The 13090-nt window shown below is 65.7% G+C and carries 13 protein-coding genes; 7 read left to right on the forward strand and 6 right to left on the reverse strand.

Annotation, left to right across the window (positions count from 1 at the left end; genetic code table 11):
* On the reverse strand, positions 1–258 hold the full coding sequence (ilvM, locus tag ACLHZ1_RS12410; RefSeq protein ID WP_427262338.1) for an acetolactate synthase 2 small subunit: 258 nt from the start codon (positions 256–258) through the stop codon (positions 1–3).
* Positions 255–1901 (reverse strand): acetolactate synthase 2 catalytic subunit, encoded by a 1647-nt coding sequence (ilvG, locus tag ACLHZ1_RS12415; protein ID WP_427262339.1) that lies wholly within the window; start codon positions 1899–1901, stop codon positions 255–257. Before ilvG ends, ilvM begins: the two co-directional genes overlap by 4 nt.
* Positions 1902–2286: 385 nt before the next feature.
* On the opposite strand from ilvG, the gene ACLHZ1_RS12420 reads away from it, so the two are divergent.
* Together ACLHZ1_RS12420 and ACLHZ1_RS12425 are read left to right on the forward strand one after the other, a co-directional pair.
* Positions 2287–3801, forward strand: a complete 1515-nt coding sequence (locus tag ACLHZ1_RS12420) for a YifB family Mg chelatase-like AAA ATPase (RefSeq protein WP_427262340.1) — start codon at positions 2287–2289, stop codon at positions 3799–3801.
* Between the two features lie 124 nt (positions 3802–3925).
* Positions 3926–4840: an acyltransferase gene (locus tag ACLHZ1_RS12425; RefSeq protein WP_427262341.1), complete on the forward strand. Its 915-nt coding sequence runs from the start codon at positions 3926–3928 to the stop codon at positions 4838–4840.
* 34 nt (positions 4841–4874) lie between these two features.
* Here the strand turns inward: ACLHZ1_RS12425 and ACLHZ1_RS12430 are convergent, their stop codons facing one another.
* Positions 4875–5345, reverse strand: coding sequence for a DUF523 domain-containing protein (locus tag ACLHZ1_RS12430; RefSeq protein ID WP_408797214.1), 471 nt, complete (start codon positions 5343–5345; stop codon positions 4875–4877).
* Positions 5346–5425: 80 nt separating this feature from the next.
* A complete protein-coding gene (locus ACLHZ1_RS12435; protein ID WP_408797212.1) occupies positions 5426–6076 on the reverse strand; it encodes an NUDIX hydrolase in 651 nt (216 codons plus the stop codon).
* 74 nt (positions 6077–6150) lie between these two features.
* Here ACLHZ1_RS12435 and ACLHZ1_RS12440 point away from each other — a divergent pair, with 74 nt between their 5' ends.
* The 5 genes from ACLHZ1_RS12440 to phnE all read left to right on the forward strand — a co-directional run bounded on the left by ACLHZ1_RS12440 (position 6151) and on the right by phnE (position 11248).
* Complete coding sequence (locus ACLHZ1_RS12440) at positions 6151–6777, forward strand: isochorismatase family protein (protein ID WP_427262342.1); 627 nt, start codon at positions 6151–6153, stop codon at positions 6775–6777.
* 1 nt (position 6778) lies between these two features.
* Positions 6779–7957, forward strand: coding sequence for a nicotinate phosphoribosyltransferase (gene pncB / locus ACLHZ1_RS12445; protein WP_427262343.1), 1179 nt, complete (start codon positions 6779–6781; stop codon positions 7955–7957).
* A gap of 113 nt (positions 7958–8070) precedes the next feature.
* Positions 8071–8916 (forward strand): putative selenate ABC transporter substrate-binding protein, encoded by an 846-nt coding sequence (locus ACLHZ1_RS12450; RefSeq protein WP_427262344.1) that lies wholly within the window; start codon positions 8071–8073, stop codon positions 8914–8916.
* Complete coding sequence (locus ACLHZ1_RS12455; RefSeq protein ID WP_427262345.1) at positions 8913–9695, forward strand: phosphonate ABC transporter ATP-binding protein; 783 nt, start codon at positions 8913–8915, stop codon at positions 9693–9695. The genes ACLHZ1_RS12450 and ACLHZ1_RS12455 overlap by 4 nt, the downstream gene beginning before the upstream one ends.
* The gene (gene phnE / locus ACLHZ1_RS12460) at positions 9689–11248 is read left to right on the forward strand and encodes a phosphonate ABC transporter, permease protein PhnE (RefSeq protein ID WP_427262346.1); all 1560 of its coding nucleotides are present in this window, start codon (positions 9689–9691) and stop codon (positions 11246–11248) included. The genes ACLHZ1_RS12455 and phnE overlap by 7 nt, the downstream gene beginning before the upstream one ends.
* Before the next feature lie 96 nt (positions 11249–11344).
* Here phnE and ACLHZ1_RS12465 read toward each other — a convergent pair whose 3' ends face one another.
* Both ACLHZ1_RS12465 and ACLHZ1_RS12470 read right to left on the reverse strand, forming a co-directional pair.
* Positions 11345–11953 (reverse strand): thiol:disulfide interchange protein DsbA/DsbL, encoded by a 609-nt coding sequence (locus ACLHZ1_RS12465; protein WP_408797203.1) that lies wholly within the window; start codon positions 11951–11953, stop codon positions 11345–11347.
* 123 nt (positions 11954–12076) lie between these two features.
* Positions 12077–13066 carry a serine/threonine protein kinase gene (locus ACLHZ1_RS12470; protein ID WP_041999267.1) on the reverse strand — a complete coding sequence of 330 codons (990 nt, stop codon included), beginning with the start codon at positions 13064–13066 and terminating at the stop codon, positions 12077–12079.
* Positions 13067–13090 lie beyond the last annotated feature (24 nt).

The following is a 13090-nucleotide window of genomic DNA, read 5'->3' on the forward strand; positions in this document are numbered from 1 at the left end:
TTAAGCGCTGATCCGGGGTTGCTGTTCCAGTGCATCGACCCGGGAGACATCCACCAGCTTGCTCAGCTGGCTCCACAACTGCTGGATGGGACGCACCGACTCGACAGTAACCGTGATCCGCAGCTGTTGGCAATCCTGCTCCATGTTCAGAGCGCAGAGAGCGAAGCCGCGGTGGCGGACCACCCGCAGCACCCGCTCCATCACTTCGGGTCTGGGCTGGGCGTGGATTTGCAGGGTGCTGGTGTTGAGCTGGTTCATGGGCGTTGCTCCATCATCTTGTGGTTGGCGACCCCTGGCGGAACCAGGGGCCAGACATTTTCTTCCTCTGAAATGGCCACATGCAGCAGGTAGGCACTCTCGCTCGCCAGCAGGCGATCCAGGGCCGGGGCTATCTCTTCCTTGCATGTGATGGTCTCGCCGGGGATGCCGAAGGCGGCGGCCAGGGCGACGAAATCCGGGTTGTCGGACAGGTTGGTCTCGCTGTAACGGCCGTCGAAGAACAGCTCCTGCCACTGGCGCACCATGCCGAGGCGCTGGTTGTCCAGCAGCACCATCTTCACCTTGAGCCGGGCGCGGCGTATGGTGCCGAGCTCCTGCACGTTCATCATGAAGGAGCCGTCGCCGCTCACCAGCACCACCTCGTCATCGGGGCGCGACATCTTGGCGCCGATGGCGGCGGGCAGGCCGAAGCCCATGGTGCCGAGGCCGGCGCTGGAGAGGTGATTGCGCGGGCTGGTGAAGCGCATGTGCTGGGCCACCCACATCTGGTGCTGACCCACGTCGCAGGCCACCACGCTGGTCTCGGGCAGGCGCGCCGAGAGCTGCTTGAGCAGGGCCGGGGCATAGATGGGCTGCCCCGGGTGGTCGTAGCGAAAGGCATATTCCCGTGCCATGGCGGCGCAGTACTCACGCCAGGGATCGATGGCCAGCGCCATTGCCAGGGCGGGCAGCACCCGCTTGAGATCCGTGGTGATGCCCACCTCGGCGGCGCGACGCTTGCCGAACTCGGCGGCGTCCACATCGAGGTGGATCACTTTCGCCTCGGGGGCAAACTCCTCCAGCTTGCCGGTCACCCGATCATCGAAACGGGCGCCCACCACCAGCAGCAGGTCGCACTGCTGCACCGCGTAGTTGGCGGCCTTGGTACCGTGCATGCCGAGCATGCCCAGATAGACGGCGCTGTCGGGGTCAAGCGCGCCAATCCCCTTGAGGGTGGTGACCGCAGGCATGCCGGTGGCGGCGGCAAAGTCGCGCAGCTGCTGCTCGGCATTGGCCATGCCCACCCCGCCGCCGACGTAGAGTACCGGACGCTCGGCACCGGCCAGCAGGGTACGGGCGACCATCAGTTCGGCCGGATTCAGGGGTTCGGGTTCCTCCACGGCAAACAGCGGGCTTTGAGAGGGAACGGCGGCCAGTTGCACATCCTTGGGCAGGTCGATGAGCACAGGACCCGGACGCCCCTCGGTGGCGATGGCGAAGGCTTCCGCCAGCACCCGACCCAGATCGGCGGGGTCTGTGACCATGAAGGAGTGCTTGGTGCAAGAAAGCGACATGCCGAGCACGTCGACCTCCTGAAACGCATCGGTGCCCACGGCGGCGCAAGGCACCTGGCCGCTGATGGCGACCAGGGGCACGGAATCGAGCAGTGCCTCCGCCAGACCGGTGACCAGATTGGTGGCCCCCGGGCCCGAGGTGGCGATGCAGACCCCCACCTGGCCGGAGGCACGGGCATACCCCACGGCGGCCATGGCAGCCCCCTGCTCGTGGCGGCAGAGCTGATGGGCCAGACCACCGTCATACAGGGCGTCATAGACCGGCATGATGGCCCCGCCCGGGTAACCAAACACCTGGGTCACACCCTGTTTCTTGAGAGCCTGTACCAAAAACTGCGCGCCGTTCATGTCAACAATCCTGTTCCTTGGTCGAAAAAAAACCCCCGGGCCGTGAGGCTCGGGGGTCGTCTTGTTTCGTTCTGTCCGGTGGTGGGTCTATCCCTTGTTCCGTGCAGCCAAACGAGCCCCGAGCGGTGTGATAATAATCACCACTAGGACCACAATAATGCTGACGAAACGGGAGGCCATGTTCATAGTTACAACCGGAAATCCTGTGAAATTGAGGCGGTTTGCACCGCGAATGGCTATTAGAACTAGCATGATGGTTTTTATCAGGCAAGCATTTATTGCATTACAAGCCACTAATTTTAACTATATCAGTCGAACGAGGCTGGCATAAAAAACTGACAAATTGCAGTTAGTCAGAACATAACTCAACTCAAGGATGGGGTTTATGTCATTAGCTGTGGTTTATAGCCGTGCCAGCCTGGGGATCCAGGCACCTCAAGTCACGGTGGAAGTGCACCTCTCCAACGGCCTGCCCGCCTTCAACATGGTGGGCCTGCCGGAAACCTCGGTGAAGGAGTCGCGGGATAGGGTGCGCAGCGCCCTGCTCAATGGCAACTTCGAGTTTCCCTCCAAACGCATCACGGTCAATCTGGCCCCCGCCGATCTGCCCAAGGAGGGGGGCCGTTTCGATCTGGCCATCGCCATCGGCATTCTCGCCGCATCCAGGCAGATACCGGCAACATACCTGCTCGATCATGAATTTTTGGGCGAATTGGCCCTGACCGGCGAGATCCGCCCCATCCACGGCGTGCTGCCCGCCGTGCTCGCCTGCCGCGATGTCGGCCGCACCCTGCTGGTGCCCAGCGCCAACGGTGCCGAAGCCGCCCTCATCCAGGATGCCGAGGTGCGCTGCGCCCACCAGCTGCTGGCGGTGACCGCCTGGCTGGCGGGCCAGTACGAGCTGCCCCTGCCCCTCTCCCAGCCGGACAGCGAGGGCCCCCTGGTGGCCGATCTGCAGGATGTGATCGGCCAGTCCCAGGCCAAGCGGGCACTGGAGATCGCCGCCGCCGGCAGCCACAACCTGCTGTTCATCGGCCCGCCCGGCACCGGCAAGAGCATGCTGGCGAGTCGATTGCCCGGCATCTTGCCGCCGCTGAGCGAGCTGGAGGCGCAGCAGACCGCCGCCATTCACTCCATCGGCGGCCTCACCCCCCGCGCCGGCCACTGGCACCACAGGCCCTATCGCACGCCCCACCACAGCGCCTCGGCGGTGGCCCTGGTGGGAGGCGGCAGCCACCCGAGACCCGGGGAGATCTCCCTGGCCCACAATGGGGTACTGTTTCTCGACGAGCTGCCTGAATTCGAGCGCAAGGTGCTCGATGCCCTGCGCGAGCCGCTGGAAACCGGCCGCATCACCATCAGCCGAGCCGCCCGCCAGGTGGATTTTCCCGCCCGCTTCCAGCTCATTGGCGCCATGAACCCCAGCCCCTGCGGCCATTTCGGCGACGGCCTGAGCCGGGCCAGCCCGGATCAGATACTCCGTTATCTTGGCAGGCTCTCGGGCCCCTTCCTCGACCGATTCGATCTGACGGTGGAGGTTCCACTCTTGCCCAAGGGGAGCCTGACCGGCAAGGTGCAGCGCGGTGAACCCAGCGCACAGATCCGCGAGCGGGTGCTGGCCGCCCGTGAACGCATGCTGGCCCGGGGCGGCAAGCTGAACAACCTGCTAGATAGCCGGGAGATAGAGGACGTTTGCCACTTATCACCGCAAGATGCCGACTTTCTCGAGACGGCGATCCAGCGGCTGGGACTCAGCATCCGGGCCTGGCACCGCATCCTGCGGGTGTCCCGTACCCTGGCCGATCTGGCGGGCAAGGCGGACATAGAGAAAGGCCACCTGGTCGAGGCCCTGGGCTACCGTGCCATGGACCGGCTCCTCAACCGGCTGCGCAGCGGTTGAACCTGCCGAGGCAGGCACAGCCCCCAACCACCTCCCCCTTGGTCCTGGCCCGACTCGGCTGCTAACATGGGCACACATCTGACCACTTAATCACACCCTAGTCGGCAAGACGGACGCGACCCCCATGCAAAACAAGCTGATAGAGCGACTGCGCGGCAGCCTCTCGACCCTGCTCTATTTCATCAATACCCTGTTCTGGTTTATCCCCGTGCTGTTGCTGGCCCTGCTCAAGCTGATGGTGCCCCTCGCCCCTTGGCGCAGAGGATGCACCGCCCTGCTCGATGGCTGCGCCGGTTACTGGATCCGGTTCAACAACCTGGTTCAACAAAGCCTCTCTCGGACCCGGTTCGAGGTGACAGGGATGGACCAGGCCAGCCTGCAGCAGTGGTACATGGTGATCGCCAACCACCAGTCCTGGGTCGACATCCTGGTGCTGCAGCGGGTGTTCAATGGGCAGATCCCCTTCCTGAAATTTTTCCTGAAGAAAGAGCTGATCTGGGTCCCCTTTCTCGGGCTGGCCTGGTGGGCGCTGGACTTCCCCTTCATGCGGCGATATTCGAGAAAATTGCTGGAAAGAAAGCCACATCTGAAGGGAAAAGACATAGAAACAACCCGGCAGGCCTGTGCCAGGTTCGCCCATATCCCGGTGAGCGTGATGAACTTCGTCGAAGGCACCCGCTTCACCCCCCGCAAGCATGACAAGCAGGGGGCTCCCTACCGCCATCTGCTCCACCCCAGGGCCGGTGGCATCGCCTTCACCCTGGCGGCCATGGGCGGCAAGCTGCACCAGCTGGTCGACGTGACCATAGGTTATCCAGGGGGGATCCCGAGCTTCTGGGACTTCATGTGCGGGCGGGTAGAGACCATTCGGGTCAGGGTGCGCTTCCTGCCCATAGAGCCTCGTCTGGTGGGGGACTACTTCAATGACCCCGAATTCCAGCAGGGGTTTCAGCAGTGGCTGAACGGGATCTGGCGCGAGAAGGATCAGACCCTGACCCGGCTGCTGGCCGATGGCAGCCGCCCAGGTCAGCCAGGGTGAGCCCCGGCGACGCCGGGTAATGGGAGGGCCGGGCTCAGCCCAGCGCGCGGGCCAGCTCGGCCAGCTGATCCTCGGAAAAGACACGGATGCCGTGGCGGCGTAGCAGGGCCGTGGTCTTGCCCTCCCCCGCCATGGAGATGCCCTCGAAGCGGCCGTTGTAGATGCGGCCGCTGCCGCAGGAGGGACTCCCCTCCTTGAGCAGGGCGAAGCGGATCCCCTCGCGCCGGCAGAGCGCCAGGGCCAGCTCGGCGCCATGGTCGAACTCTGTGGTGACATCGAGCCCGGTCACTGTGATCACCCGTTCACCCTGTCGCTCGGCCGGCGGGCGCGGGGTGGGCAGACCGCCTGCCACCTCGGGACAGAAAGCAAACGAGCGCCCCTCGGCCCCCAGCGCCACCAGCCAGTCGCTGACGATCCCCTTGCTCTGGCCGTCATAGCGGACAGGTTGTCCCAACAGGCAGGCGCTGACCAGCACCCTGGCCTGCGTGGGTCTTGATTCCTTCATGGTTCGACCTCCAGTCGATTGATGACGCTCCCATGGCCCCGGCACATCCCCTCTCCTATCGCGGCGCTCCCGCGAGCGGCTCAGGCCTCGGCGCCATGCATCAGCTGATCGAACAGGATGCAGGGCGGGGCATCGAGCCGGTAGAGGCTGGCGGGCCTCTGCTTGCCGGTGCGTTTGCGGCCGGTGTCGGCCAGGATATTGGCGCGATGGATCCGCTTGCGAAAGGCCGCCGTGTTCATGGGCGTCTGCAAGATGATCTCGTAGGCCCGTTGCAGTTCGGACAGGGTGAACTCGGCACCGAGCAACTGCACCGGCAGCGTGCTGTAGCGGCTCTTTATCTTGAGCCGCTCCAGCCCTTTGCCGATGAGACGAGCGTGGTCGAAGGCCAGACTCAGCCCTTCCAGGGCGGTGAGGGGATGCCACCGGCCCCGGCTCGGCACCGTATCGGGCCCCACCAGACACAGATAGACCAGGGTGGTGGACCAGCCACGGGGATCCCGCTCCTGATCCCCCAGGGTGCAGACCTGCTCGCTGTAGCAGACCCCCAGCCCCCACTCGGCCAGCAAGCGCTGCAGGGCATCGTCCAGATCCCGGTCACGACCCTCATCGATGCGTCGGGCCGGCAGTTGCCAGCAGTGGGCAAAGGGCTGGCGTTGGCGCGGCTCGAGGAGCAGCTCGAGCCGCTCCTCGTTCAAACGCAGCACCACCATGTCCAGACTCATGCTTGGCATCTCGATCGTCTCGCTCGCCTTCCATTAATGTTTGGTAGATAATATCACATAGATAATATGTGCAGGAGTCAATCATGGGAATCATCGCCAGCCTGGATATAGACGCGCAGAAGGGATTCACCCCCCTCTGTCCGCAGGAGCTGCCCGTGCCCGGCGGGGATGAGATAGTCGCCGCCCTCAACGCCCAGGCCGCCTTGGCCAGCGTGCGCGTCGGCAGCAAGGATGCCCACTCGGCGAACGCCATCTGGACGACGAGCCCGCCCTTCACCCCCCTGCCCCATGCCAATGCGGACCTGAGCTGGCCCCGCCACTGCGTGCCCGGCACCCCGGGTTTCGAGCTGCTCGACGGCCTGCCTGCCCCCATCGATTACGACTTCTTCGTCTGGAAGGGAATTGAGTCCGACCTGCACCCCTATGGCGCCTGCTACCACGATCTGGCCGGGCGACGCAGCACCGGCCTCATCGAATTTCTCCACAGCCGCGGCGTCACCACAGTGCTGGCCGGCGGCCTGGCCACCGACTACTGCGTCAAGACCAGCGTGCTGCAACTGCGCCAGGCCGGTTTTCGGGTCATAGTGCATCTGGCCGCCTGTCGCGGCATAGCCCCGGATACGGTTGCCAGTGCTCACACCCAGATGATCGAAGCCGGGGCCGAGCTGGCCCGGGACCTCACCGCCGTACAACGCCTGCTGGATGCCTGATATGCAACCTATTCTCACCAGCCTGCTCGACACCGATGCCTACAAGCTACATATGCAGCAGGCCGTCTATCACCGCTATCCCGATGCCGAGGTGGTGGCTGAGTTTCACAGCCGCAACGAGGAAGACCTGCTGCCCATGATGGGCCAGATCGAGGAACAGCTGCGCCTGGCCGGCTCCCTGCGTCTGAGCAGGGCGGAGGCCGACTTCCTGGCCAAGCGCCCCTTCTTTGGCGCCGACTATCTCGATCACCTGCGCCGCAAACCGCTGGACGCCTCCCTGCTCAAGGTGTTCGAGCAAGATGGCCGCATCAATGTCCGGGTCGAGGGGCCCTGGCAGGACGTGATCCTGTGGGAGATCCCCGTGCTCGCCACCATCAGCGAGATGCGCAACCGCTTCCGCTATCCCCAGTTCGGGGTGACCCAGGCGCTGGCGCGGCTCGATCAGAAAATAGACCAGCTGGAGCGGACGCTGAGCCCGGCGGAGATGAGCGAGTTCCACCTCATCGACTTCGGCACCCGCCGCCGCTTCTCCCACGCCGTCCAGGATGCCGTGGTGGGCCGCCTCCGGGAGCGTCTGCCCTGTTTTCGCGGCACCAGCAACTATCAGCTGGCCCAGAAGTACCAGCTGCCCGCGGTCGGCACCCAGGCCCACGAATGGTTCCAGGCCCACCAGCAGCTCGGCTTCCCCCTGGCCCTGAGCCAGCGCGCCGCCCTCACCAGCTGGCTGGACGAATTTCGCAGCCACCTCGGCATCGCCCTGACCGACTGCATCACCATGGATGCCTTCCTCCATGACTTCGACTTCGATCTGGCGAGCCGCTACCAGGGGCTGCGCCACGACTCCGGCGACCCCGTGGTGTGGGGGGAGAAGGCCATCAGCCACTATCAGCGCCTCGGCATCGACCCTGCCGGGAAGACGCTGGTCTTCTCCGACGGCCTCAACCTCGACAAGGCGGTGGCGCTGTTTCGCCACTTCCGCGGCCGCATCAACACCAGCTTCGGCATCGGCACCCAGCTCACCTGCGATCTGCCCGGGGTGACCCCCATGAACATCGTGTTCAAGCTGATGGAGTGCAACGGCGGCCCGGTCGCCAAGATCTCCGACAGCCCGGGCAAGACCCTGTGCCGGGATGCCGACTTCGTCCGTCACCTCAAACAGGCTTTCCACCTGCCCCGCTGAGCCCGGAGCGGGCCGCGCTGGCGTCCGCGCCCCGGGATGAATACCATATGCCGATACCAGGCCCGCCCCGGCGCGGGCCTTCCTGCTACCCGCCCCCATGAAAGGAAAACCCTATGCTGAAGAAATGGATGCTTCCCCTCACCGCCCTGTTTGCCACTCTGGGGGTCATGGCCGCCGAGCCGCTGCGGGTCTCCGCCATCCCGGATGAGGCGCCCACCGAGCTGCAACGCAAGTTTGCCCCCCTGGGGGACTACCTGGCCGAGCAGACCGGGCGCGAGGTGGTCTTCGTCCCGGTCAACGACTACGCCGCCGTGGTCGAGGCCCTGGCCGCCGGCAAGATAGACATGGCCTGGCTCGGGGGCTTCACCTATGTGCAGGCCCATCGCCGCGCCGACAAGGTGGTGCCCCTGGTGCAGCGGGCGGAAGATGCCCAGTTCACCTCCAAGTTCATCGCCAACGCCGACAGCGGCATCGAAACCCTCGCCGATCTGAAGGGCAAGGACTTCGCGTTCGGCTCCCCCTCCTCCACCTCTGGCCACCTGATGCCACGCCACTTCCTGGCCGAGCAGGGCATCAAGCCCGAGCAGGATTTCGCCCATGTCGCCTTCTCCGGCGCCCATGACGCCACCGTCGCCTGGGTCGCCTCCGGCAAGGTGCCCGCCGGCGCCTTGAACGCCTCCGTATGGGACAAGCTGCTGGAAGAGGGCAAGGTCGATACCAGCAAGGTGAAGGTGATCTGGACCACGCCGACCTATTTTGACTACAACTGGACGGTGCGCGGCGACCTGGACCCGGCGCTGCAGGCCAGGCTCAAGCAAGCCTTCCTGGCCCTGGACCCCGGCGTGCCGGCCCAGGCCGAGATACTGCAGCTGCAGCGGGCCAGCCGCTTCATCGAGACCAGGCCCGAGAACTACCAGGGCATCGAAGCCGCCGCCATCCAGGCGGGCCTGCTGAAGTGATCGCCGTCGACCTGCGTCGGGCCAGCCTGAAGTTCGGTGAACTGCCCGTGCTGGCAGACATCAGCCTGCAGATCCGGGTCGGTGAGCGGGTCGCCGTGATCGGGCCGAGCGGGGCGGGCAAGACCAGCCTGCTGCGCCTGCTCGCCACCGAACTCAGGGCCGAGCAGGCGGGGGCCCTGCTGCTGTGGCAGCAGGACCCCTGGCAACTGTCGAGCCGGCAGCGGCAACGGCTGCGCAGCCGCATCGGCATGATCTGGCAAACCCCGCCCCTGCCCGACTCCCAGCCCGTCATCACCGCCGTGCTGGCGGGTCGGCTCGGCCAGTGGTCTCTGCCACGGGCCCTGTTCTCCCTGCTGCGTCCCCAGGATCCGCAGGGTGCCCGCGCCGAACTGGCTCGATTGTCTCTGGCCGACAAGCTGCACCAGCCTTGCGGCGAGCTCTCCGGTGGCCAGCGCCAGCGGGTCGGCATCGCCCGGGTGCTCTATCAGGATCCGCCGCTCATATTGGCGGACGAGCCCGTCTCCGCCCTGGATCCCGTGCTGGCCGAGGCCAGCATTCTCACCCTGCACCAGCAGGCCGGGGCGCGCGGCAGCACCCTCATCGCCAACCTCCATGCGGTGGATCTGGCCCTGCGCCACTTCCCTCGCATCATAGGGCTGCGCCAGGGGCGCATCCTGTTCGACTGCGCCGCCGAGGCGATCTCCCCCGCCATGCTCGCCGAGCTCTATGGCAACGAGTCGCCTGCCAGCCCGGACGCAGAGCAGGCCCGACCGTGCTAGCGTCCGCTCCCCGTCTCGACCAGGCCCTTCGTCGCCCCTGGCCCTGGCTGTTGCTGCTGGCTCTCTACGGTCTCTGGCAGGATGCCGACGGCTGGCTCGCCCTGCTCGACCCCGCCAGCTGGCGGCAGATGGGCCACTTCGCCGCCCAGAGCTGGCCGCCGCGCCTGGATCAGGATTTTCTCGTCCTGACCCTGAGAGCCAGCCTGGAGAGCCTGGCGGTCGCCACCCTGGGATTGTTCGGGGCTCTGCTGCTCGGGGTGCCCTTCGCCCTGCTGGGCTCCCGCGCCCTCTCCCTGTCGCGGATAGGCGCCCTGCCTGCTCCGCTGCGCAACGGCCTGCGCGCCCTGTGTCGACTGGTCGCCATCCTGCTGCGCAGCCTGCCCGAGCTCATCTGGGCGCTGCTGTTCGTGCGCCTGTCGGGGCTGGGCCCCATGGCCGCCATCCTGGCCATCTCGGTCAGCTACGGCGGCATGCTGGCCAAGGTCTACAACGAGATCATGGAGAGCGGGGCCCTGCAACCGGCCCGGGCCCTGCTGCTCGGCGGGGCCGGCCGGCTGCAGGCGCTCTGCTATGGCGTGCTGCCCGCGGTGCGCCAGGAGCTGCTCTCCTACACCGTCTACCGCTGGGAGTGCGCCCTGCGCGCCTCCGTCATCATGGGCTTCGTCGGCGCCGGCGGCCTGGGCCAGCAGCTCGAGCTCTCCCTGCGCATGTTCGCCGGCGGCGAGGTGGCGACCCTGTTGTTCGCCTTCGTGGTCCTGGTGGTGCTGGCCGATGGCCTGAGCGCCTGGCTGCGCCAAAGCCGTGCCCCTGGCCTGCTGCTCTGCGCCCTGTTGCTGCTCGCCAGCCTGGGAGCCTTTGTCCTGCTCGACTGGCGCAGCCTGAGCCTCTCCCTCGGCGGCATGGGGCGCTTCCTGGCCGAATTTCTGCAGCCGGACTGGTCTGCCCCCTTCCTCGCCCTGGTGGCCAAGGGAGTGGTGGACACCCTGCAGATGGCACTGCTGAGCACCCTGCTCAGCGCCCTGCTGGCCATGCCGCTGGCGGTACTGGCCCGCCAGTTCTGGCCGCTGCGCCTGCTGTTCAACCTGCTGCGCTCCGTGCCCGAACTGATTTTTGCCAGCCTGCTGGTGATCGCCGTGGGGCTGGGTCCGGTCGCCGGGGTGCTGGCGCTGACCCTGCACACCACAGGGGTGCTGGCCCGCCTGTTCGTGGAGAGTCTGGAGAATGCGGACCAGGCGCCGCGCCGCGCCCTGCAACTGGCGGGGGCGGGCCGGCTGGCCAGCTTCTGCTATGGCCTGCTGCCCCTGGTGTGGCAGCAGTGGCTGGCCTATGGCCTCTATCGCGGCGAGATGAACCTGAGGGCCGCCACCATACTCGGGGTCGTCGGCGCCGGCGGTCTGGGGCAGCAGCTCTATGTCTCCCTCAGCCTGTTTCGTTACGATCAGGCCGCCACGCTGATCCTCGCCATCCTGCTATTGGTCTGGCTGGCGGAGGAGCTCAGCCGCCGCACCCGGCTGCCCAGCGTCTCTCGCCCGCAGCGGGACTGTCAGGTCTGACACTTAGCGCAGCCGTGCCTGTGCCTTCCTTGCCCCATCGCCATAAAAAAACGCCCGCCGGTTTGCACCGGCGGGCGTGTTGTCAGGGGGCGTCTATCAGTCTTTCTTGGCGAGCAGGAACTTCACCAGCTGATTGAACTGCTCCTGGGAGGTGATGGATTCGATCTTCACCATGTACTTGCCGTTGACCAGGAAGGCCGGGACGCCGCGCACATTGTAGGTCTCGGTGTTGCGGTCGAACTGGGCGACCATGCCGGACACGGCGAAGCTGTCCACGGCGCCGCCGAACTCTTCGGCCGGCACGCCGTTGGCCGTGAAGATCTGCTGCACATCGTCACGGCTCTGGGGCATCTGACGCTTGACGTGCATGGTCTCGAAGATGGCCGGAGTCACCTTCTCTTCCACCTTGAGCAGGTTGGCCACCGCATAGGCGCGCTGCAATTCGGGGCCCATCTCGCGACCCAGGAAGGCAACCGGGTTCTTCTTGAGGGACACCCCTTCCGGCAGGCTCTTCTGCAGATCGGCGACGATCGGCTCGAATTTGTAGCAGTGAGGGCAGAAGTAGGAGAAGAACTCCATGACCTCGGGCTGGGCACTGCCGGTCTGTTTGACTACGTCATAGTTGACGCCTTCCTTGAACTCAGGGGCGGCGTGGACCATGGGCATCATCAGCATGGCAGCAAGAAAGCACAGTATTTTTTTCATGATGTTTCCTGTTAAGGGGAAGCAGTGAGGCACGCCCGGAGAACCGAAGCAGTCCAAGCCTATTGTGTCCCCCTGCCGGCGTCAATGGCAAAGGCGGGCGCGTTCAGGCCCGCGGGACGGACGTCACCAGCCCGGCATCAGTGCCAGGGGCGGGGCGTGCAGGGCCGCCAGCTGATCATGGAGACTGGCGATCTGGCTGCGCCAGTAATGTTCGGTATTGAACCAGGGGAAGTGGCGGGGGAAGGCGGGATCCTCCCAGCGCCTGGCCAGCCAGCCCATGTAGTGCACCATGCGCATGGCGCGCAGGGGTTCGATGAGCGCCAGTTCGCGGTGGTCGAATGTCATGAACTCCTCGTAGCCCGCCAGCAGGGTGTCGAGCTGGATCAGCTGCTCGCTGCGCTCCCCCGAGAGCAGCATCCAGAGATCCTGGATGGCGGGACCGGTGCGACTGTCATCCAGATCCACGAACAGGGGGCCGTCGCGCCAGAGGATGTTGCCCGGATGGCAGTCCCCGTGCAGGGCTATCTGGGCCACGTCGAGGCGCAGGGCATCGGTGACGTGCTTGGTCAACTCATCGAGCAGGCCGAAGAACTCCCGGGCAAGGCCGCTCGGCAGCCACTCCCCCGCCGCCAGCAGCGCCCGAGGCTCGTGGAGCATGCTCTCCACGTCGAGCCGGACCCTGTGCTGGAACGGACGGGCGGCCCCGATGCGATGGATGCGGCCGAGGTAGCGTCCCACCCACTCCAGCTGATCCAGATTGTCGACCTCGAACTGACGTCCTCCCACGCTGTGCCAGATGGCGAAGGGGTAACCCTGATGCTCGAGCAGGGTCTCACCGGCGAAGGCGATGGGCGCCGCCACCGGGATCTCCGCCTCGCTGAGGGCGGCGGCGAAGCCGTGCTCCTCCAGGATCTGGGCCCGGCTCCAGCGGCCAGGGCGATAGAACTTCACCACATAGCGGCGGCGATCCTCGTCTTGAAACTGATAGACCCGGTTCTCGTAGCTGTTGAGCTCGATGAGGCCGGAGTCGATACGCAGGCCGCTGAGATCCAGCGCATCCAAGATGAGATCGGGATTGAGGTCGGAATAGTTGAAACGCATGAAATCCACCATGAACAAGGGGCGCCGATGCGCCCC

The organism is Aeromonas sobria (assembly GCF_050266975.1).
Lineage (GTDB): Bacteria > Pseudomonadota > Gammaproteobacteria > Enterobacterales > Aeromonadaceae > Aeromonas > Aeromonas sobria_B.